The following is a 19,885-nucleotide window of genomic DNA, read 5'->3' on the forward strand; positions in this document are numbered from 1 at the left end:
CAGCAGCGGCGGGCGGGCGTTCCTCCCAGGGATTTTCGTTTTGTTCGCAGATCTCCATTCTTGCGTCAGGATGAGATAAAGCTCTACGACCGGCTGACAGCGGCGCTCAAAGATACACACATCTTTCCCCAGGTCTCCATGCCCGCGTTTGTGCAGCTCAAGGGGAACAAAAGCCGCCCATTAATACCGCTCCCTGGCAATGAACGATCATTGGATCTCCCGTACCGTGCCAGGCGATGAACGTCGGATTGCCAGCGTGAACCAGCGGCCAACTGCCATTCAATTGCTGCCCTTATTCGGCGTCGACATTTTTTTCATTGCTTCGTCGATCGCTTTCTTCATGCTGAGCGTGTCCGCACCTTGGCGCGGTGGATATTCTTCCATCGACTTCAAGTGAGCATCCAGGAACGGCACGGCTGCCGTCGGTGCCCAGAGCTTCTGTCCGACAAAGCGTCGGCCCGCATAGCCCCATTCGTGCGATTCCGGATCCATCTTCTCCAGCGGGTCCATCAGCAGATTGAAAATGTACGGCACGCTTGGGTAGTACTTCGTGTTGAACCAGCTTCCATCCTTCTTGACACCGATATGCATCTTCCAGCCGTCAACCCGAATGGCCATTAGATCCGTCTCGTCGTAGTAGATGATCTCGCGTCGCGCGGATTTGTCGGTCTTGCCCATCCAGTAGTCGAGATTGTTATAGCCATCCAGATGCGCCTTGTACCGTGTGCCACCCATCCGATAACCCTTTAGCAGGTCGTCCTTCAGCGTGGGCAGACCTGCTGCCGCGGCCAGCGATACGAACAAGTCCTCGTGATTCTGGACCCCATTGAGATCTGAGCCTGATGGAATCTTGCCGGGCCAGCGAATCAAGCAGGGCACCCGCACGCCGCCTTCCCAAGTGGTGCCTTTCTCTCCTCGGAACGGGGCGTAGCCACCGTCCGGCCACATCATCAGTTCATTGCCGTTATCGGTGGTGTAGATGACAATCGTGTTCTCAGCCACGCCCATTTCACGCAGTTTGTTGAGGATCTTCCCGACTTGCTCGTCATGCTCGATCATTCTGGCGCGCACCACGTCCTGCTCTGCACGTCCCTCGGCAACGGCCTTCTGCACATACTGATGCTGTGGGTGCGACCAAATGTGTATCGCCGTGGAATTGAACCAGAGAAAGAACGGCTTGTTGTCCTTGCCGACCCGGTCCATCCAGTTGAGCGTGTGTTGGAGGACCTCGGCGTCGAAGGTTTCCATGCGCTTGCGCGTGAGCGGTCCGGTATTCTCAATCCGCTGTTTGCCGACGCGGCCGAACTTTGGATCGGTGGTCGAATCGTCCTGGCTGGTCGCCCAGGCGTGAAGTACGCCACGCGGCCCGAACTTCTTTAGATATTCCGGGTTGCGTTGCCCCGGATAATCAAGCTCCTCCGGTTCTTCTTCGGCGTTCAGGTGATACAGGTTTCCAAACCACTCGTCGAACCCGTGCACGGTAGGCAGGAACTCGTTGCGGTCGCCAAGATGGTTCTTGCCGAACTGGCCGGTCGCATAACCTTGAGTCTTCAGCACTTCGGCCAGCGTGGGGTCTTCCTTCTGGATGCCGCGCATGGAGCCCGGAATGCCGATCGTCGTCATGCCAGTGCGCACCGGCATTTGGCCGGTGATGAACGCTGCGCGCCCGGCGGTGCAACTGGGCTGGCCATAGTGATCAGTAAAGAGCGCGCCGTCACGGGCGAGGCTGTCGATATTGGGAGTCCGACCCATGATGCCATGTGCGTATGCCCCCACATTCCAGAGGCCAATATCGTCGCCGAAGATGACAACAATGTTTGGCTTCGTGGCAGGCGTCTGGGCAAAGGCGAGAGTCGGGATCAGCGTCAGAGTCAGCGCAACGAGAATGCATGTGGAGGCGTAGCACCACGCCGAGCGGAGCAGCACCAGTATGCTGCGAATATCACTTTTCATCGCATTCTCCCTTGTGCGTTTGGCCGTTGGCGCCGAAACATCACGTGCGATACTGGCTCTTGGCTATTAGATTGGCATTCCAGTTGTCGGATCTGCAGCCGATTCAGAATCTACTAGGCGCACGCCAATTCGAAGTGAATCTTTTTGATTCGCGTATGAAAGGAATTGGCCGTTGGCGGGAAAAGTGAGGATCGGACTCGTGCCCACTGCCCTACCTGCGGGTCCGCCTCCTATCTCCCCGCGAACGGTTTCAAAACGTATATCGCGTACGGCCGCACCATCGAATTTATGCGACCCTGGGATGCGCGATGCGCGATCCGAAGATGGAATTCATTGACGATGGCCCCGGCAAGCCGGTCGGCGTCTCCTCGACGCAGCACTAAATGCCGCGAAGGCGCGAGGCTGGACCGGCTAGATCCCTTTGAGTACTCAATCCCAACCGATTGAGATTCCCTTGCTGCTGAAAGTCAGCGGCCGCATGCCTCAGCGTGCCCCCGCCAGTCGCTGCGCCAGCCCGAACGACTGGGCGATCCCGGTCAGGGTGGGGTTGAACGAGCCCGGTCGCGGGAACAGCATGCTGCCCACGCCATGCAGGTTGACCAGGCCATGCACGGTGCCATTGACGTCGGTGACCGAGCCGGCGGGATCTTCGCCCATCCAGAACGTGCCGGCCTCGTGAACCAGGCCGCTGTTGCGGATCGACGGCGGCGGCTCGGCTAACCACGAGCCGTCGGTTTGCTGGTACTGCACGGCGGCCTCGCCGGCCAGCACCCGGCCCACGTCGAAGGTGGTGCGGTCCATTTCGCCCCAGAACGCATGGTCCCCGGGGCGCATCACCACGTGCACCACGGCCTGGCCGCTGTCATCGACGCCGGCATAGTTCCACGAACTGGCGCTGCGCTCGCCCAGGAACTCGCCCATCGTGTGCAGCATGACGACGACATATGCCGGGTCCTGGTACGTGGTGAGCGTCTGCGCCATCGATGCATCGGGCAGGAGCTTGTAGAGCACGTCGTATGAGAGTGCCGGCGTCGGATTGTGGGCCACGGTGATGTGGGTGTGCAGCAGGCGGCCGTCGGCTGCCTGGCCGGGCAGGTAGAACGCGCACACCTGCAGGCCGTCGGAGCATCCCGGCACTTCGGTCGCGGGCATGCGCAGCGCCAGCCACGAGCGGATGTGCCCGCCCAGGTTCTTGCCCACCAGCGGCAGCCCGAACGCAGACCGTTGCACGATGAACGCCGCTTCCAGCGTATTGCACGCCAGTATCACCTGCGCATCGTTGACGGCGAGCTGGCCCTGCGTCGTTTCGATCCCGACGATCCTGTCGCCGCTGCGGGCGAGGCGAAGCACCTCCGCTTCGCTGACCACGGCCAGGCGGGCCGCGTCGGCCTGCACGTCGGCTACCAGCACCGCGATCGGCGCGAACTTGGACCATTCCCCGCCGGCACCGCCCTGGGCCGTGGCCATCGCCGAGTCGAGCGAGGCGGGGTTGCCGGCGGGGATGGCGTTGCGGATGGTATCGAGACCGTCGAACAGGCGCTCGCGCATGACCGCGCCGAGCGAAGCGTTGGCATTGCCGGGGGCTTCCAGCGAGTAGCGCCGTCCCAGGTAGCGGCCCGCCGCGAGCCACTGGTCAGTGAGGCTTTCGACCGACGCTTCCGGCCAGTCGGGCATTTCAAGGCGCGGCGGCTGGGGCACCCATGCGTTCCAGAACAGCGCCCGGCCGCCTGCGTAAGGGATCTGAGGCATGAACTTCTCGGTGCCGGTGTACGCCCACGGCGTGGTGCCGGCCTGCTGGTTCAGGTCGATGTAGGTGGGCGGCAGGTTCTGGATGTGTTCCGGGATCAGGAAGCTGCCCTTCTCCAACAGCAGCACGCGGCATCGCGGATCGAGCGCCAGCGCCTTGTGGGCGAAGCTGGTGCCATAGGCCCCCGCGCCGATCACGATGTAGTCGAAGCGTTCGCCCGACACCTCGGCCAGTGTCCTGAAATAGAGCTGGTCCAGCAGCGTCTTGCTCATGATGGCTCCTGTCGCGGCTCAGGGGTAGTAGGCCCGGCTCTGGATCGCTGCGGGCGCGGACAGGAAGGTGCGCACCGCGCAGGCTGGCGCATTGCCGATTAGCGTCTGCATTGCGGCCCGCATCGGATGGCTGCTGTCGCCCAGTTCGAGCCGCACCCGCGCGGTATCGGCGCCATCGAGGAAGAACACCGACATAGGCTGCAGGATGTTCCAGCGACAGCCGATCATGCGGTTCTGGTAGTGCCCGTATTCTGTGATCGGCGATGGATTGGCCGGCCGGGGGAGCAGCCCGTCGAGGTCGACGAAACAGGTGAAGATGCTCTGGGCGTTACTTTGCGGGTCGTCGACGCGGAAACCCCAGGCATGTACCCAGGCGGGCTGGTAGTCGGCCGACGACGCGCGCACCGGGTTGAATGAGGGGATGTTGGCGCGGAAGCTCGTCTTGAACTTCGGTTCGCCGAACAGCGTTTCGCCGGCAGCAATGGCAATGTCGCTGTCGCAAGGCACGAACACGCGGTGGTTGCCAATCGTCTTCGATTGCTCGTCGCCTAGCAGGAACTGCCGCAGGTCGACCTGCGCGACCAGGGCAGCAAGGTGCGTGGGGTAGACGATGATGTTCAGCTCCAACTCCTGCGTGAAGTCGCCCCCAGAGAGTGGCCACTTGTCGGGCGGAACGTCGCGCCCGGCCGAGAACATGCCCGGGTAGATCTGGTAGTTGTAGGCGACGAGCGCCTTGCCTCCGAAGCTGGCGGGCATCAGTCCGGTGTCCTGCAGGAAGGGGGCCACGCGGGCCATGTCCACGAGGTAGTAGACGTCGCAGTTGCCGAGCGAGGCGTAGTAGAACGGCATCGTGAAGGGAGACGGGACGTCCGGCAGCGGTTGGCTGTCCGGGGCCGCATTGGTGGGTGACGTCATGACGCTTCTCCTTAAGAGACAGATTCAGAATGAAAGGCCCTCGGGTTTTTTCTTCGCCCCATTCACGAGGGAGGGAGCAAATAGCGGTCATTTCGTGCCGGGCCAGTTGAGCGTCGAACCCAGGGCGGCATGGATACGCCCCGGGTCCCAGTACTGCCGCATGGTGACGATGCGTGCGTCGGCGCCGAACCGGTATTCCACCGCCCAGTCATAGTGGTAGGTGCGGTTCGTGGCCCGCAAGCTGCCGCACTCGCCGCCGAGCGCGACGGCCACGCCATCGCCATACAGCGTGGTGTGCCCGCCGGCCTCATGGAAGGCCACGGTTGTGCCGAGCAGCCACCAGAAGCGGGAGAATCCTTCGTGGCCGTAGTAGACGCCGCAATACGGCACGTCGTTGGGACCGCTGATGTCCCACACCACGCGCTCGTCCATGGTGGAGAGCGCAAGCGCGAGATTCTGCGTGCGGTAGGCGGTTCCGAGCTTTTCCAGCGTGGCTTGTATCTGGGTATCTGGCATGTCGTGCTCCGGGAATCGGCCATCAATCGACGGCGACGAATTCAAACGTGGGCGCCGCGTGCAGCCCATCCGCTTCGCGCCCGGGGAAGGGATTGCGCATCAGGCGGGCGGCGAGGTCCTTGATGGCGAGCATGTGCGGCACCGCACCCAGCAGCAGGTTTGGCTGGCCATTGAACGCGCGGTCGATGCTGCGCAGCAGGCTGCAGTACGCCCTGTTGAACGCGTCCGCGTGCGCGCGCACGTCGCTGCCGGCGGGGTACTGGCTCACCTTGGCGTTGGCCACGATGTGCGACGCGTGCTCCCACGGCACTTCCAGCGTCGGGCCGGTCGGCCCCGAGGCAACCGTGTCGCCCTCGACGTAGAGACGGCCGAGTGCGAGCTGGTTGAAGCGGAAGTAGTGGGCCACCTCCGGGAAGTCGTGGAACATCTTGCGGTCGCCAGCCCAGATACCGTGGCTCGCGCCTTCGCCCTGGTCGCGGATCACCTCCATGGCCTCGATGGCGCTGTCGAGGTCGTGGACCGGCACGACATTGCCCGCGCCCTCGTAGTAGTAGATATCTGGGCCAATCTGATGTGCCACGTTGCCGGTGAAGACCCGTGCCGGGCCATATCTGGCCACCACTGCCCGTAGCTTTCCTTCGATGAAGTGGTAGAACTCACCGATGGTCATGCCCGGTGGCACCTCGGGCACGGCACTTGTACCGACGCCGGCGGCATTGACCAGTCGTCCGGTGGCGGTAAGGTGCGCAAGCTGCCGCAGCCGGGCGGGATCGACCCGCTTCGGCCGCTCGATTGCCAGCGCCTGCTCCACCGCCGCGCGCGAGAAGCCCAGCAGGCTGACCTCGATGTTGTCGACGTCGTACGGCAGGCAGGCTGGATAGTCGGGCATGAATTCCTGCCCGTAGGTAACCGGCTTGCCGCCGATGGCGTTCAGCACGTTGGCGGCCAGCACCATATGCAGCATCTCTTCCACCAGCACGGAGCGGTACACTTCTATCACTTCCCACGGCACTCCCGCGCCGAGCGAGTAGAGCGAGTAGAGCGCGGTCATGTATGGCGGCAGGGTGGCGTGTTCCAGCTTGAGGGCGGCCTGCAGGAAACGGCGCAGGGCTTCCAGCTCCTGCTCCAGCGGACCCACCTCCATGTCCTGATAGGCCTGCCGGATGGCTTGCATTTCCTGTGCGCCGGCGGCGGTGGCTTGCATGGACATCTCCTCGGGGCAAGTGATCGTTGCGGTCGGGGCGTCTCAGATCCCGTCCAGGCCTCGATCGATGAAGCCGGCGGTGCGCAGGTTCAGCGCGCTCATGGTCAGCGTCGGATTGGACGTGCCCAGCGTGGGCATGCTGCCGCAGCCGACGATGTACAGGTTGTCGTGCTCCCACGACTTCTGCCGGTGGTCCACCACCGCGTGCGCCGCGGACGTCCCCATTCGGTGCGTGCCGGCCACGTGGCCAACACCGCTCCAGTCGAATCCCGCGCTGCCGTGCGTGAAGAAGCCGGGATCGCCGGGCGGGAACACGGTGAAGTCCTCGATTCCGTGCCGCCGGAACACGCGTTGGGCGAAGCTGCGGCCGAATACGAGGCCAGCCTGCGTGTAGTTGTCGACCCCATAGCGGATCACGGGACGATAGTTGCCGAGCGCATCCGTGAAGGCCGGGTCGACGTTCACCTGGTTGGCCGCCGACGGAAGCTGCTCGGTCATCATGTCGACTCGTACCTGGCGGGGCATGTCGGCCTCTGCGCGCTGCCGCAGCCGTGCGCCGACAGGTTGGCGCTGTCGACGAACGCGGCGACGGTATCGGTCGGCTCGTTGCGCGGCCACGACCACTCTCAAATGGGTCGGGCCCGGTCTGCACGAACCAGCCGACCGTGGACGGCGTGGTGCCGGCGATGGGGCGCACATCGGTTTCCAGCGGCTGGGGGGCGTTGGCGCTAGTCGGGAAGGGCGAATTGGGAATCTTGGCGAGCGCGCGGTAGAACGTGCGCAGGTAGTCCTCGAACTCGCTGAAGCGCTCCACGTCGCCCGTACCGGCCTCGACCAGCAGGATGCGGCGGTGCCGTGCCGACAGCACGCGCGCGAGCATCGCCGCGCCGATGCCTGCGCCGACGATCACTACGTCGTAGCGGTGTGCGGATAATTCGTCGGCGGCGATTGTGCGCATGGCAACGCCCCTGGTTGGCCCGCGGCTAGCGGCCCAGATCGGCCACGATGTGCTCGGCTGCCCACAGCGTCAGCGCAGAGGCTGTCAGCGTGGGATTGGACGTGGCGCCGGTGACCATGTTGCCGCAGCCCACGAGGTAGAGGTTGGCGTGGTCCCAGGTGCGTTGGTTGGGGTCCACCACCGAGTCGCGCGGTGAGCTGCCCATGCGGTGTGTGCCCATGTAATGCCCAGCGCCCTGGAACACATAGCCCCGGCCGCAGTAGTTGAAGAAGCCGGGATCGGCCGGGTCGTACACAGAGTGGTCTTCGATGCCGCAGCGCCGGAAGATCAGGTCGGACACGTGCCGCGCCAGCGCGAAGCCGGCGCGCGTGTAGTCGGACAGGTTGTACGAGATGACAGGCCGGAAGCTCCCGAGCTGGTCCTGCCAGGTCGGGTCGATGGTAACGCGGTTCGACCATTCGGGGAGTTGCTCAACCAGGATGCCGAAGCGCATCTGGCGGGTAACGAGTGCCGTCATCCGTTCGCGCAGCACCGTACCGTAGAGGTTGCGGCCGTCGACCATTGCCTGCACATCGGACTCAGGTGTTTCCTCCGGCCAGCTCCAGCCATCGTTGCCGATCTCGATGCGGAAGGCCGCCGAATGCCGGCGGAACGTACCGTAGCGCATGCCCTCGATGCCGGAGGTTGCCACCGGCCCGCGGAATGGCCAGACCGGCTCGCGCATCAGCCCCCACGTCAGCAGCTCGGTGTGGTCCATCAGGTTGCGTCCGACCTGCCCGCTGCAATTGGCCGCACCCGACGCCAGCAGCAGCTTGGCATTCTCCACCGCGTGGGCCGCCAGCACGTAGAGGCTGCCCTGGACACCGAACGTCTGGTAGCCCGGCGCGCTAAGGTCGGGGTAATACTTGAACGTGACACCGGTGATGCGGCCGTTATCGGGGTTGATGGCGAGCCGGCTCACCACCGCCTGCACCACCATGTCGACTTGTGCGGAGTCGATGCTGTCGAGGATTTTCAATGCGTTGAACTTCGCCTGCACCGGGCAGATCGGTACGCAGCTCGAGTTCCCCTGGCAGCGGTGTCCGATGGCGGGATTGTGCACTGCGCCGACCGGACGGTAGCCCTTGCCGCCATCGTAGGCCTCGTTGGGGATGCCGTTGCGCGAGGCGGGCGTGCCGATCACGTCGAGCGGGTGCTGCTCGCCATCGATATCAAAGCGCATGCCGGCGAGGTCGCCGGCCAGGCGCTGGTCGACCACGCTTGGTGGCAGGCCGTGCATGGGGTAGACGTAGCCCGGCGGGAAGGTGACCCCGCCGTAGGCTTGCTCGTCCACGTTGGCGGAGACGCCGATCTGGCGCTCCGCCTCGGCATACCACGGCGCGAGGTCGGCGTACGAGATCGGCCAGTCCGACGCCACGCCGAAGCGGCTCCGCAGCGCAAAGTCCTCGGGCAGCATGCGCAACGAGGTGCCCAGCCAATGGAGGGTGGTACCGCCCAGGTAGGTGGCGTAGGTGCTGCGGAACGGCAGTGGACCTAGCTGCACGAAGTAGCCATTGGTATCAGGATGGCCGGGCTGGATCTGCGTGGGGTCGAGCACCGTGGGCTCGGGGGCGTTCGGGTTCGACGGAAACGGCGCTTCGGGAATCTTGGCGAGCGCGCGGTAGTAGTTGTTCAGGTATTGCTGGTATCCGGTGTAGGAGGCGGCCGCACCGGGGCCGGCCTCCAGGATCAGCACACGCCTGCCGGCCCGGGCCACTCGGCGCGCGACCAGCGCGCCGGTAAGGCCGCCGCCGATCACTACCAGGTCGTAGGTGCGTTGCGCGGCCTCTGATGCGGACACAAGACGCATGGATCCCTCCGGCAGAAACGGCGAGGTTAGCGGTGTTGGTTAGAGCTGTTGTTCTGTTCGCTGCCGATGGCTATCGTCGGTGACGCACGAGCGCGATCGTGCCTCCCCCCGGCGGCTCGGCCCATGCGCCGAAGCCCTGCTGTTTCGCGCCTGGCGGATGTGCGCCGATGGCGAGCCAGACCAGCGCCTCGACATAGGATTCTGACGAGGGAATGGTGGTGACGTCGAGCGGCGAGACGCCGTACCGCGCCTGCCATTCCGGTGGCAGGGCGAACCACGTGCCGACGTACCAGAGCTTGATCAGGCTGCGGGCAATGGGACCCAGCCACTCGTCGGCGAGGATGGTCGATCGCATGGCGCGGTCGCGTGCCGGTTCGTCGGGCGGCAGGGCGGCGATGCGGTCCGTCAGCTCGTCGATGGCGTCAACGCCCGCGACAGCAGTGACGAAGTCGAGATGCTGCCGCACGAGTCCGGTGCCCAGGATATCGAAAGGCGTGAAGCCGGTGAGCGCCGCGCACGCATGGACGAAGGCGTCCTGTCGGGCGTCAAGGTTTGCGGCTGTCGGATTGGAGGATGCCATGGGGATATCTGCCTGCACGCTTCCGGGCCGCTGTCAGGCCAGGCACGGATGTATCCAAATGCTAGTTCGCACGATCCGGCAAGCAATTCAATATTGCTTACGTCTGCTTTTCGGCAGTCGGCGGATCAATTCACGTGCGAGCGCCTGGTCGGCAGCGGAAGCGGCGAGGACATCGCACTCTCCGAGATTGCCCGGCATGGAGGCCGAGCTAGGAAAGGCTGGCGTAGACAGGACCGCTGTCCTGGCGGCGCGGACCACAGCGCCAGGTCACCTGCTTCCAGTACGCATCCTTCGACAGAATCCGCCCATTGGCAACGTGGAACACGTCGAGTCCCATTGCATCCACTGGCTGGCCACCTTCAGTCGTACCGCGGACGCGATAGCGCAGCATCACCATGTCGCCGAACACCTCCATGCGGCCGTCCGAAAAGGCCACGCCATTGCCGCCTTGTTGTTCGGCAAACCGCTCGCGCAAGTAGCGCAGCGTGGCCTCACGACCTTGCAGGACTTGGCCGCGCGGATCGCCGTTGGCGGCAGGAAGGTGCCAGGTAAAGTCCTCGGCAAGGCAGGCGGCCGCCGCGTCCGCATCGCCTGCACGGAAGGCGGAGCCAAAAGTCGCCAACAGCGTTTTCACTTCGGATTCAGTCATCGGAATCTCCATTGAAGATGTGGTCGGCGCAGGGCAGCGACCCTTCCTGTGTCGCTTCAAATGCCCGCGCGGCGCGCAGGACCAGCGCATCGGCGTGCGCGGCACCGATGATCTGGAGCCCAACGGGCAGGCCTGTTTGCGTGAAGCCGCAGGGCACGCTGGCCGCGGGTTGCTGGGAAACGAGTATGGCAAAGTTCGCTCGATGCCGCGTGGACGACGTTCAGGGCACAACTCCAGTACAAGGCCATCAGGCAAGCAGTGGTGTTCGCAGAGGTCGACGAAGCGTTTTCAACCCAAACGTGCTCGTGCTGTGGCGTTATCTCGTCCAGCAGTCCGAAAAAGGTAGGGCCAAACTTGGAATAAGGAGTGGACGTGTTGCTCGTGCGGGTCGGTACACGACCGCGACACGAACGCCCGCGTGCAACATTGCCCGCCTGGGACATCAGGCGCTAGAAGTAGCAATCTCCCGGGTTTAGCCCGGAGAGGATGTCAATGGATGGCGCTAGCGTCTGAGAATGACCGCAACGGCAGTAACGGTCGTTGGATACAGTTAAACGAGCGATTGATACTGGTCTCGGTCTGATGCTGTCGCGAAACGGCGGCCGTCTCTGAACGACGCTTCTCTGCCGTTGAAGGCTCGTAGGCCCAAGGCGGATGTTAAGCGCACCCGCCGTGCGTGGTGACAATCCTCGTTCGAACAAGACGCAGGCTATTGCGTCCTTACACGCCACGGTTTCCTTCATCGGGTCAGCCACTGGTAAATCGCGTGCAGATTTCCGTTGTTGGAGAAACCATCAAGCACGCGACTGTGCCCGAAGCCCCGTGATGCCGGTCCTTATCTCTGATTGCCAGCCTGCTGTCAGGCCATTTCACTGGTAGCTTCGCCAGTCAGCGCGACTTCCGTCTCGTCGGTCGCCGTGCTTTCCGCTATCGCGTTGTCGTCTCCAGAAACCATGTTGCCCAGACCGATGACGACCGTGATATTCGGCGTCCAGTTCTTGCGGTCGGTGCTGACCTCGGCAAACGTGGTCACCGTCGCGGTGTAGCCCTGCGCTCTGAGGTCGTCGGCTAGCCGTTGCGCGCGCGGTTCCAGCGCTGCTTGCGGATTGTCTTCGTTGATGTCGAGTACCAGTCTGGTCTCGAATTCTTCCTTGCCCCTCTGGATTGCCGTTTGCATTGCCTTGAGTTGCTTGTTCGCGAGCGCGACGAGCTTGCTGTACCTGGACTCTTCCTGGCTGGCGCGCAATGCCTTGGCGGCGTTGATGATTTCGGTGCGGTCCACGAACATGATTGCCTTTCGAGGTGGGGAGAGAAAGCGCAGGCGCCGCACGGGCTCGCTTCAGGAGCCAGCTTTTTCGGGATGCGGCGACAACTGTATAAATATACAGTGCTTGCCGGTTAGCCGCAAGGCTTCGGGTCGGTAGTCGCCTCTGGCGCCGGCATGCCCCCTGCCCAGGTCGGACCGAGGGCCGAGACCGACCAGAAGCTGGCGATCTGCCTCTAGATATGCTCGCTAAGCCGGCGACGGTTTCCGAGGACACAGCAACCGTTCGTCGACCAACGGTGTCTACGGTCCAGCCACGCCCGTCGCCTTCGAAACCTCTTGTATTACGAGCGTAATGCTATATTATGATCGTAATTTCATGAGCTGCGACTCTTCTCGCGGTCGTGAAATGCCGGGTAGACACCTTTCTTGTGAGGAATTTATGAACGACACGATCGCCAGCTCTAGCCAAACGTCTGCGCCAGAAGTGCAGAGGTTCGCTTCACTCGGGCTCGCCGCGGCCGCCAACGCGATCCGCGGCGGGGAGATGACATCAGAGGCGTACGCTACGGCTTTGCTGCGGCAGGCTCGGTCGCACGCTGACCTTAACGCTTTCATCACCATCGACGGAGACGCCGTGCTTGAGGCTGCGAAGAACGCAGACAAGGCGCGGTCGGCCGGGGCAGAGGGTCCCCTACTGGGTGTGCCGATCGGGGTGAAGGACAGCTACCTGACGAGGGGGCTGCCCACGAGTATCGGCCTCGATCGTCTGGCGCACTTCATTCCGACGGAAGACGCCGATGCGGTCCGGGCGATCAAGGATGCAGGTGCTCTCGTCTTCGGCAAGAACAATCTGGTGGAGATGTCCTATGGGCTGACCGGGCACAACGAGCGCTATGGCCAGGTGAAGAACCCGCGCGCCCACGATCGCGTCACGGGAGGGTCATCAAGCGGTTCTGCCGCATCAGTGGCCGCCGGGATAGTGCCCGCCGCCTTGGGTGGCGATACAGTCGGATCGATCCGTGTGCCCGCGTCGCTCTGTGGTGTCGTCGGGTTCAAGCCGACCACAGGACGCTGGCCGCGTAACGGCGTCGCACCGATCTCCCACACTCTCGACACGACGGGTGTATTCGCGCGTAGTGTTGAGGATTGCATACTGCTGGACCAGGTCGTCACCGGGGAGCAGGCTGCGGAGCCCGTCGAGTGGGATTTCAACCTTAAGGGAGTCCGACTGGCTTTCGCGCCGCGGCAGTTTCTGGGTTGGGTGGACTCGGAAGTCGAGAATCGTTTTCGTGAGGTAGTTCGGCGGTTGCAGGACGCCGGCGCCGAGGTCTTTGAGATCGACCTCGGGAAGGATTTCAATGCCCTCGTCCAGACAACTACGTGGGGCATTTTCGCCCATGAGACCCAGGGCGCGGTCTCGGAATTCCTCCGTCTACACAATATTCCGACCACGTTCGAGGCGATTTACGGAGGCCTCAAGCCCCAGCTTCGCCAAGCGTGGGAGAACATCGTACTGCCGGGCGGTGCAGGCGCTACCTCAGTGGAGGCCTATCAGACTGCGCTCAACGTAAGCCGTCCGGAAATCCAGCGCCGCCTGAACCAGGCATTCGTCACGCGAGGGGCGCTTGCCATTCTGCAGCCGACGACGCCCTGCATGGCGCCTTCGATCGAGAAGCAGGATGAGTTTCACATCGCGGGCCAGGAAGTCAGCTACCTCGCTTTGGCGAACCATACTTTGTCAGCGAGCAGCGTGGGTCTGCCGGGTATCAGTCTCCCTGCGGGCATGTCTCGCGCGGGCCTTCCGATCGGTCTTGAACTGGACGCCCCGCTGGCGAGCGACCGGGCGCTTCTGAAGCTTGCCCGCGGGATCGAGGCAGTCTTAGGCACCCAGCCGCCGACGCTCTGACGTTCTAGCCCCTTTCCGTGGGAAACGGGCCAACCCCAAACAGCAACTGACGTGACCACGGGGCGCTGCTTGCTATTGCTGGGCTGACGCGCCGATCCATCCAGTACGATATCGGCAATCCGCTCACCGCGTCGAAGATGACCCGCCATCAACTGTCGGCGGGGCTCTATGCACCCATCCGTGTGCTGCTGCGCGAGGATGGCGATGGTGGTGTCGGGTTTGAATATGATCGACCAGCCTCCGTTTTCGGCCAGTTTGGCAGCGAGGAGGTTAATACCGTGGCTAATCAGCTTGATCGCGACCTCCAGGCCTTGTTGGAGGCGGCTGCAAACTGACGGCCGCAGGACACGAGTGGAGAGAAGATGCGTTTCGAAAAAGGTCACAAAGCCGCGACTCGGCAGCACATCCTCGAGGTCGCCTCGAAATGCTTCCGCCGAGAGGGAGTCTCGGCTGCGGGCATCAGCGGGATCATGGGAGCGGCCGGTCTGACCAATGGCGCATTCTATCCCCACTTCGGGTCCAAGGAGGAGCTTGTTCGCGAGGCGGTCGGGGGCGCGCTCGCAGAGCGGCAACTGGACCTCGAACAGAAACTCCAGACGGGCGCTGACCTTGAGGGAGTGATTCGAAGCTACCTCAGTCAAGCGCATCGCGAGGACTTGGCATGCGGATGTCCTTCGGCGGCTTTGCTTCCGGAAATCGCTAGGCACTCGGTGTCAATACGGCAAACCTATGAGGATGGGTTGCAAAGCTTCGTTGCGACATTGGCCGCATTGCTCCCAGATGCGGATTCCACAGCAGCGGGTCGTCGGGCAACTGCCATCTTCGCTCTCATGGTGGGAACCCTCCAGTTCGCGCGCGCCGTGCCAGACGTTGCACGCGCGGAGCAAATCCTGGAAGGCGGCGTCGAGGCAGCGCTCCTCCTTGCCCGAGAGTCGCCCGTATGAAGATTTCGTCGCGCGCGCCCGAGCCTTCTCAGGGCTGAGCCAGTTCAATGTCCGAGATCCAAGGTGACCTGCAGGTGGGCCACCGACTGCCACCGGCGTGAAGCGGCCGTTCGAGCATCCGCCCTGTGACCCAATTGAACGGCAGAAACTGGCCGATCCCGGTCAACTGACGAGAAGGCGATCGCCGGCGCTTCTTTCGTTCGAGTCGTGCCGGCGGTCGCGAAGAAACCAAACCGATGGTCTGGCCCGACCATTGGTTCCGATATTCGCGCCTCGCCTTGCATGATCGGCCTATAGGGGTGCTCCTGATTGCCCTATTGGAACACCAGAGTCCCCAGCGATTGCCCGTTGGTATTGAATGCCGTGGACTTGGACGAAACAAAGCTGATGTTGCCGCTGGTGTCGATGCGGAACGTTGTCTCATCCTCGGCGATGCGGGCATTGCTGTTGTCGAACATCTTGTCGATCAAGGTCAGCAGGAGGCTGCTTCCGGTATCGGTGGCCACGCTATATAACTCGATAAGCGTACCGATCTTCGTGGCCCGTGTGCTGTCCGAGAAGATCGTGGCGGTTGCCAGCGGTCCCGAGTCGCCGGCCTTTACGGTCGGTGGAATCGTATAGTCGGCGAACACCACGAAGGCGTCCCCCTCGTCGATCACCATTACGGCATAGGTAACCGTATTGCGGAAGATGGCCCTGGTGTTCGAGAATGGCGCCGAATTACCATTTGCGACAACCGTGCCGCTAACGGTTTCAGTGGTCCTCAATACCGAAGTGTTATCCAGTGAGGTCGCAACGAAAGGGGTGGCGATCAGGGTCCCGGAGCCTGATACGGGCACATTCTCTACCGTGCCGGAAATCGAGAAATTTGCGGTCAGTCCATTCGCCGCCAGACTTGCCATGGCTGTGGTGAGTGGCACCGTCAGAGGCTGCACCGGCGTGCTGGCTGCCCCTGTGCCGTCGTTGTCGTCATCGCCGCCGCCGCAGCCGCCGAGAAAGAATGAAATTGCAAGCACAAGGAGGAATCTCTTGGACATCGCAGTCTCCTGGCCGAAGTGCCCCGGATTCGAAACTTGTCTTGGCATGCGACCCGGCGAAATGGGCAGGGCATGGCGCAAACCGCAATCTTTCTATCCCCGCGACCCATGCAAAATGCCCTGCTGTTCGGCAGGCTTGGCGCGCCCGGTCGTCACCCCAAATAAACCGCAACAAAGATGCCAACATTGCCGGATGTGTTGTTTTTATTATGTTACGGCAGACAAATAGATTCGAGGCAGTGGTGAAATCGGTGCAATCTGTTTCGTTCAGGATACAGTCCGGAAGCTGTCAGGCGTATGCCCTCTGGACGCCGCGATGGGCAAACTCAGAGTCGTCGTGTCATTCGCCGGTGGCCGGGATGCGGTTTTTCGCATTGTAGGAGGGCTGTTGTCGGCCCGTCTCGGTCATTTGAGGGCGCTGTGCCGTAAGGCCGGCTTCCAAGGATACAACGGCCATTCGTCCAGTTTGGGTGTTTCCGTCTCGAGGTATCGCCAACCCGCTGACCGGCGCCCGATGCCAATCGTTGCCCTTGTACTGCTTGATACCTACCCGGATTGCCACGGGGAACATCGTCGCGGTTTGCGGCTCTCCAACCTGCTCTCGTTCCTGATGATCGCCATCTCTGGTCTGTTCCTCGTGCAAGCACGAACTCCCGCTGATGCGCTTCGGGGAACACAAGGAGTTGCGGAAGCCCGCCTTTCAACGTTGGCAGAAAAGGAGGGAAGTTAGTCCTGCCAGCCAACGCAGAAATTTATATTATCGCTTCCATCGCTTCCATCGCATCCGATGAAAGCGCGGGCTCGAGCTCGATGCGGTCGCTAGTCGCGACCGTGAGCTGCTTGCCCTGTCCCGCCGCGTCGAGCAAGTGCTTGGACGCCTGCGTGGACCCGGCGGTTCTGAGCCGAACCCGCCTGACTTGAAGGCTGCTACCTCGACCGTCGGAGCCAGTTGTCACGAACGTTCGACACTGAACTGCTGCCGCCTGTCCAACTTCGTTGCGGCACTACGGTGTCGCGTCCCATGCAAAGGAAATTTTTCAAATGACAGTCATCAAAGCTGCCGCAGTCCAGATCAGCCCTGTGCTTTACAGCCGTGAGGCAACCGTGGATAAAGTCGTGCAGAAGATCCACGAGCTTGGTGAGAAGGGGGTGCAGTTCGCTACGTTTCCGGAAACGGTGGTGCCATACTACCCATATTTCTCAGCGGTCCAGACGGGCCTCCAACTCCTTGCCGGAAATGAACATCTCAGGTTGCTCGAGCAGTCCGTGACGGTACCGTCCCCTGCCACCCATGCAATCGGAGATGCGGCCCGCAAGGCTGGGATGGTGGTGTCCATTGGTGTAAATGAGCGTGACAGAGGCACCATCTACAACGCGCAGTTGCTTTTCGACGCAGATGGGACCCTGATCCAGCGCCGCCGAAAGATCACGCCCACGCATTTCGAACGCATGATCTGGGGTCAGGGCGACGGGTCTGGCCTTCGCGCGGTCGACAGCAAGGTCGGACGAATCGGCCAGCTCGCATGCTTTGAGCACAACAATCCGCTCGCGCGCTACGCGATGATCGCCGACGGAGAACAGATCCATTCGGCCATGTATCCGGGGTCAGCCTTCGGCGAAGGCTTTGCCAAAAGGATGGAAATCAATATCCGACAACATGCGCTTGAGTCTGGCTGCTTCGTGGTGAATGCGACAGCGTGGTTGGATCCTGACCAGCAGGCGCAAATCATGAGGGACACGGGATGCAACATCGAGCCGATTTCTGGCGGTTGCTTGACCACTATCGTGACACCGGACGGCATGTTGTTGGGCGAACCTATCCGCTCGGGTGAGGGTGAGGTCATCGCCGATCTTGATTTCTCGTTGATCGACCGGCGCAAGGTGTTGATGGACTCGGCTGGACACTACAACAGACCAGAGTTGCTTAGTCTCCTGATCGACCGAACGGATACCGCCCACCTGCACGAACGCGCCGCGCACGCCGAATCGTTCATTAATCAAGACTCATTCGACGCGCAACAGGGAGGCCTGAGCGGGCGTCCAGAACGAGGCTTCCCATAATTCGATGTCGAGCGGCAGCGGCGAGCGTTTCGCAACAAATGCCTTGACGTCACTCTCGTCGGACGGCAAGCCGAGTTGTGCGAACAGTTCAGCTAAGGAATGGAGTTGTGTGGTCAGTCTGGGCGAGGCGCTACCAGTACGCGCTGGCTGTAGGTGTGAGGGCGCAGACGTAAGGGGTATGGAAGACTTATCGATGCATCCCCAGCGCACGCTCGATGCAACGCAGGACGTCCGATTCCTGGAATGGCTTGCTCAGAAAGCACGCTGCGCCGGCGGCTTGGGCGCGCATCGCATAGCCTTTCTGTTCAAAGCCCGTCATGAAGATGATTGGTAGGCGAAGCCCGCGCGCCCGCAGCGCATCATTTAGCGCGAAGCCGTCCATCCCCGGCATCTGCACGTCCGTGATGATGCAGTCGATGGCGTCTATTGAACCCGATTGAAGGAGGTCTATCGCGCTCGGATACAACTCAACGGCCAGATCGAACGCGCGCACGAGCCGACCCAAGGCATGCCGCACAGCCGCATCGTCGTCGACGAGTGCAATTACTGGGATGGCATTCACATGGGTCCTTATTTTCATCACGCGATAGCAGGGTTCAAAGCACTATTGTGCGATCTCTGCAGGCAAGTGCCACCGACCCTTCAGAAATTGTGGCGCAATCCCAGCGCGAAAGTCTGGGGATCGGCCCCGGCGCGCACGCCGAGATCGTTGATGGCGAAGTCATAGATCGCATTGCGCGCATTGTCGATGCGGCTGTAGTAAGCATACAGCGCTGTGCGATTCGACAGCGGATAGTCATAGCCGACGGTGTACTGCACCGCACCGGTGTCGGCGCCGCTGCGGAAAAAGCCGACCGTTTCTGTGGAGCCGCCAGTGCCATTGGCCGCGTAGGCCACGCCAATACGGATGCTGCCCGGCCCGAATCGTTGCACCAGCGATGCATACCAAGCGTTGCGCTGCAAGTCTCCACTGTCGGTGCGATAGTGCAGGTGTTCGTAGACCGCAGCCAAGCGCGTGCCAGGTGCCATCTGCCACGCCAGCCCTAGCTTGATCGCGTCGTCGTTGCGACCTGCGGCCTGATAGTGCTGGTGCCGCTCCCACGCCAACGTCCCATTGAGCGCGCCACCGTCATAGACGGCGGCAACGGAATAGAGCGCCGGGTTGCGTGGTACGGTGGCCTTCTCCTCTGGTAGACCCCAACCGAGCCACAGGCCCAGCCCGCGCCATGACGGAGAACGGTACTGCAGTATGTTCTTCTGGCGTCGGTCGAACGCACTGACGTTTTCAACATTGTTCGTGCTGGAAGCCGAGCCATTGCCGATCAGCGCCATATATCCGGCCGTTGTCGGGTAGTAGGGGTCGTAGCCCATCGTGGCTTCGGTATAGGGCGTGTGCCAGTGGCCTAAGAACACCAGCCCGTAACTGCCCTGTAGACCGATGCGTGAGTTGCGGCCGGCAATCTGCCCCTGCCCGTCATCCAGAGACAGGTTGCTTTCCACTTGCCATAGCGCCTTCAATGTGCCGCCGAGCGACTCCTCTCCGCGAAGCCCAAACACGGAGCGATTATTGGTCTGGCGTAGCACGCTGCTTGACGCCGTACCGTCGGTGGCAGTGCTGGCGTGGCTGGCTTCCAGCGCCGTGTTCAGCCGACCATACACGGTGACACTGCCAGCGGCATGAGCCGAAAGCGTTAGCGCCGCGAGCCCAGTTGCAGCGGCGGCGAGCCGGGGCAGGTCAGTTCGTCGCATTATCCGCAGGCGTCTTGCTGGCCGCGTTCAGCGTCGGGCCGGGGGCGCCGGTAATCTTCGGCACGCATTCCGAATGGAACCATGCGATGGTGACCGGCTCGCCGGCGATCAGGCGCTTGATCGGCGGCACCACCTGTTCGCCGATCAGCATGCCGAGCAGGCCGACCAGCGCCACCACGGGTGGCGCTGGCGAGCGGACCTGCATTAGCGCATAGATGATGCCGACGAGGATGCCGGCGCCGAGGGAAACAAGATAAAGCTTCATCGGAAAGTCTCCG

20 protein-coding genes and 2 pseudogenes are annotated in these 19,885 nt (G+C 62.4%); 5 read left to right on the forward strand and 17 right to left on the reverse strand.

The genetic code is table 11. From position 1 onward, the window contains the following. Positions 1-279: 279 nt before the first annotated feature. From LPA45_RS30830 to LPA45_RS30880, 10 genes and pseudogenes are all read right to left on the reverse strand, one after another. The gene (locus LPA45_RS30830; RefSeq protein WP_317925150.1) at positions 280-1,953 is read right to left on the reverse strand and encodes an arylsulfatase; all 1,674 of its coding nucleotides are present in this window, start codon (positions 1,951-1,953) and stop codon (positions 280-282) included. A gap of 483 nt (positions 1,954-2,436) precedes the next feature. Then, on the reverse strand, positions 2,437-3,972 hold the full coding sequence (locus LPA45_RS30840; RefSeq protein WP_317925152.1) for a GMC oxidoreductase: 1,536 nt from the start codon (positions 3,970-3,972) through the stop codon (positions 2,437-2,439). An 18-nt stretch (positions 3,973-3,990) separates the two neighbouring features. Next, positions 3,991-4,887 (reverse strand): hypothetical protein, encoded by an 897-nt coding sequence (locus tag LPA45_RS30845; protein ID WP_317925153.1) that lies wholly within the window; start codon positions 4,885-4,887, stop codon positions 3,991-3,993. An 87-nt stretch (positions 4,888-4,974) separates the two neighbouring features. Then, positions 4,975-5,403, reverse strand: coding sequence for a nuclear transport factor 2 family protein (locus LPA45_RS30850; protein WP_317925154.1), 429 nt, complete (start codon positions 5,401-5,403; stop codon positions 4,975-4,977). Positions 5,404-5,425: 22 nt separating this feature from the next. Beyond that, positions 5,426-6,607, reverse strand: coding sequence for a ferritin-like protein (locus LPA45_RS30855; protein ID WP_317925155.1), 1,182 nt, complete (start codon positions 6,605-6,607; stop codon positions 5,426-5,428). 42 nt (positions 6,608-6,649) lie between these two features. Further along, positions 6,650-7,132 (reverse strand): GMC family oxidoreductase, encoded by a 483-nt coding sequence (locus LPA45_RS30860; protein WP_317925156.1) that lies wholly within the window; start codon positions 7,130-7,132, stop codon positions 6,650-6,652. Between the two features lie 458 nt (positions 7,133-7,590). Further along, on the reverse strand, positions 7,591-9,414 hold the full coding sequence (locus LPA45_RS30865) for an FAD-dependent oxidoreductase (RefSeq protein ID WP_317925157.1): 1,824 nt from the start codon (positions 9,412-9,414) through the stop codon (positions 7,591-7,593). A 70-nt stretch (positions 9,415-9,484) separates the two neighbouring features. Then, positions 9,485-9,994 carry a hypothetical protein gene (locus tag LPA45_RS30870; RefSeq protein ID WP_116318590.1) on the reverse strand — a complete coding sequence of 170 codons (510 nt, stop codon included), beginning with the start codon at positions 9,992-9,994 and terminating at the stop codon, positions 9,485-9,487. A gap of 208 nt (positions 9,995-10,202) precedes the next feature. Further along, positions 10,203-10,643: a nuclear transport factor 2 family protein gene (locus LPA45_RS30875; RefSeq protein WP_317925159.1), complete on the reverse strand. Its 441-nt coding sequence runs from the start codon at positions 10,641-10,643 to the stop codon at positions 10,203-10,205. Further along, a pseudogene (locus tag LPA45_RS30880) lies at positions 10,636-10,824 on the reverse strand (amidase family protein); the annotation flags it as partial. The gene LPA45_RS30875 and the pseudogene LPA45_RS30880, both read right to left, overlap by 8 nt. 80 nt (positions 10,825-10,904) lie before the next feature. Between LPA45_RS30880 and LPA45_RS30885 the strand changes: the two are divergent. Further along, positions 10,905-11,006: a hypothetical protein gene (locus LPA45_RS30885; protein WP_367395318.1), complete on the forward strand. Its 102-nt coding sequence runs from the start codon at positions 10,905-10,907 to the stop codon at positions 11,004-11,006. 496 nt (positions 11,007-11,502) lie between these two features. Here LPA45_RS30885 and LPA45_RS30890 read toward each other — a convergent pair whose 3' ends face one another. Then, positions 11,503-11,931: a hypothetical protein gene (locus tag LPA45_RS30890; RefSeq protein ID WP_317925160.1), complete on the reverse strand. Its 429-nt coding sequence runs from the start codon at positions 11,929-11,931 to the stop codon at positions 11,503-11,505. Positions 11,932-12,349: 418 nt separating this feature from the next. On the opposite strand from LPA45_RS30890, the gene LPA45_RS30895 reads away from it, so the two are divergent. From LPA45_RS30895 to LPA45_RS30905, 3 genes and pseudogenes are all read left to right on the forward strand, one after another. Next, the gene (locus LPA45_RS30895; RefSeq protein WP_317925162.1) at positions 12,350-13,816 is read left to right on the forward strand and encodes an amidase family protein; all 1,467 of its coding nucleotides are present in this window, start codon (positions 12,350-12,352) and stop codon (positions 13,814-13,816) included. Positions 13,817-13,866: 50 nt separating this feature from the next. After that, a pseudogene (locus tag LPA45_RS30900) lies at positions 13,867-14,151 on the forward strand (DUF302 domain-containing protein); the annotation flags it as partial. 27 nt (positions 14,152-14,178) lie between these two features. After that, on the forward strand, positions 14,179-14,760 hold the full coding sequence (locus LPA45_RS30905) for a TetR/AcrR family transcriptional regulator (protein ID WP_114131934.1): 582 nt from the start codon (positions 14,179-14,181) through the stop codon (positions 14,758-14,760). A gap of 314 nt (positions 14,761-15,074) precedes the next feature. On the opposite strand, the gene LPA45_RS30910 is transcribed toward LPA45_RS30905, so the two are convergent. Then, complete coding sequence (locus LPA45_RS30910) at positions 15,075-15,797, reverse strand: hypothetical protein (protein WP_317925164.1); 723 nt, start codon at positions 15,795-15,797, stop codon at positions 15,075-15,077. A 340-nt stretch (positions 15,798-16,137) separates the two neighbouring features. Beyond that, the gene (locus LPA45_RS30915; protein WP_317925166.1) at positions 16,138-16,440 is read right to left on the reverse strand and encodes a hypothetical protein; all 303 of its coding nucleotides are present in this window, start codon (positions 16,438-16,440) and stop codon (positions 16,138-16,140) included. Positions 16,441-16,838: 398 nt separating this feature from the next. On the opposite strand from LPA45_RS30915, the gene LPA45_RS30920 reads away from it, so the two are divergent. After that, the gene (locus tag LPA45_RS30920) at positions 16,839-17,858 is read left to right on the forward strand and encodes a carbon-nitrogen hydrolase family protein (protein ID WP_317925167.1); all 1,020 of its coding nucleotides are present in this window, start codon (positions 16,839-16,841) and stop codon (positions 17,856-17,858) included. Here the strand turns inward: LPA45_RS30920 and LPA45_RS30925 are convergent. From LPA45_RS30925 to LPA45_RS30940, 4 genes are all read right to left on the reverse strand, one after another. Beyond that, positions 17,802-17,975: a DUF2789 family protein gene (locus LPA45_RS30925; protein WP_367395344.1), complete on the reverse strand. Its 174-nt coding sequence runs from the start codon at positions 17,973-17,975 to the stop codon at positions 17,802-17,804. The genes LPA45_RS30920 and LPA45_RS30925 overlap by 57 nt on opposite strands. A 70-nt stretch (positions 17,976-18,045) precedes the next feature. Continuing rightward, positions 18,046-18,420, reverse strand: coding sequence for a response regulator transcription factor (locus LPA45_RS30930; protein ID WP_317925168.1), 375 nt, complete (start codon positions 18,418-18,420; stop codon positions 18,046-18,048). An 80-nt stretch (positions 18,421-18,500) separates the two neighbouring features. Further along, the gene (locus LPA45_RS30935; RefSeq protein WP_317925169.1) at positions 18,501-19,607 is read right to left on the reverse strand and encodes a porin; all 1,107 of its coding nucleotides are present in this window, start codon (positions 19,605-19,607) and stop codon (positions 18,501-18,503) included. Continuing rightward, the gene (locus LPA45_RS30940; protein WP_317925170.1) at positions 19,594-19,872 is read right to left on the reverse strand and encodes a XapX domain-containing protein; all 279 of its coding nucleotides are present in this window, start codon (positions 19,870-19,872) and stop codon (positions 19,594-19,596) included. Before LPA45_RS30940 ends, LPA45_RS30935 begins: the two co-directional genes overlap by 14 nt. Positions 19,873-19,885: the final 13 nt, after the last annotated feature.

Source organism: Cupriavidus sp. Agwp_2, assembly GCF_040784895.1.
Classification (GTDB): Bacteria; Pseudomonadota; Gammaproteobacteria; order Burkholderiales; family Burkholderiaceae; genus Cupriavidus.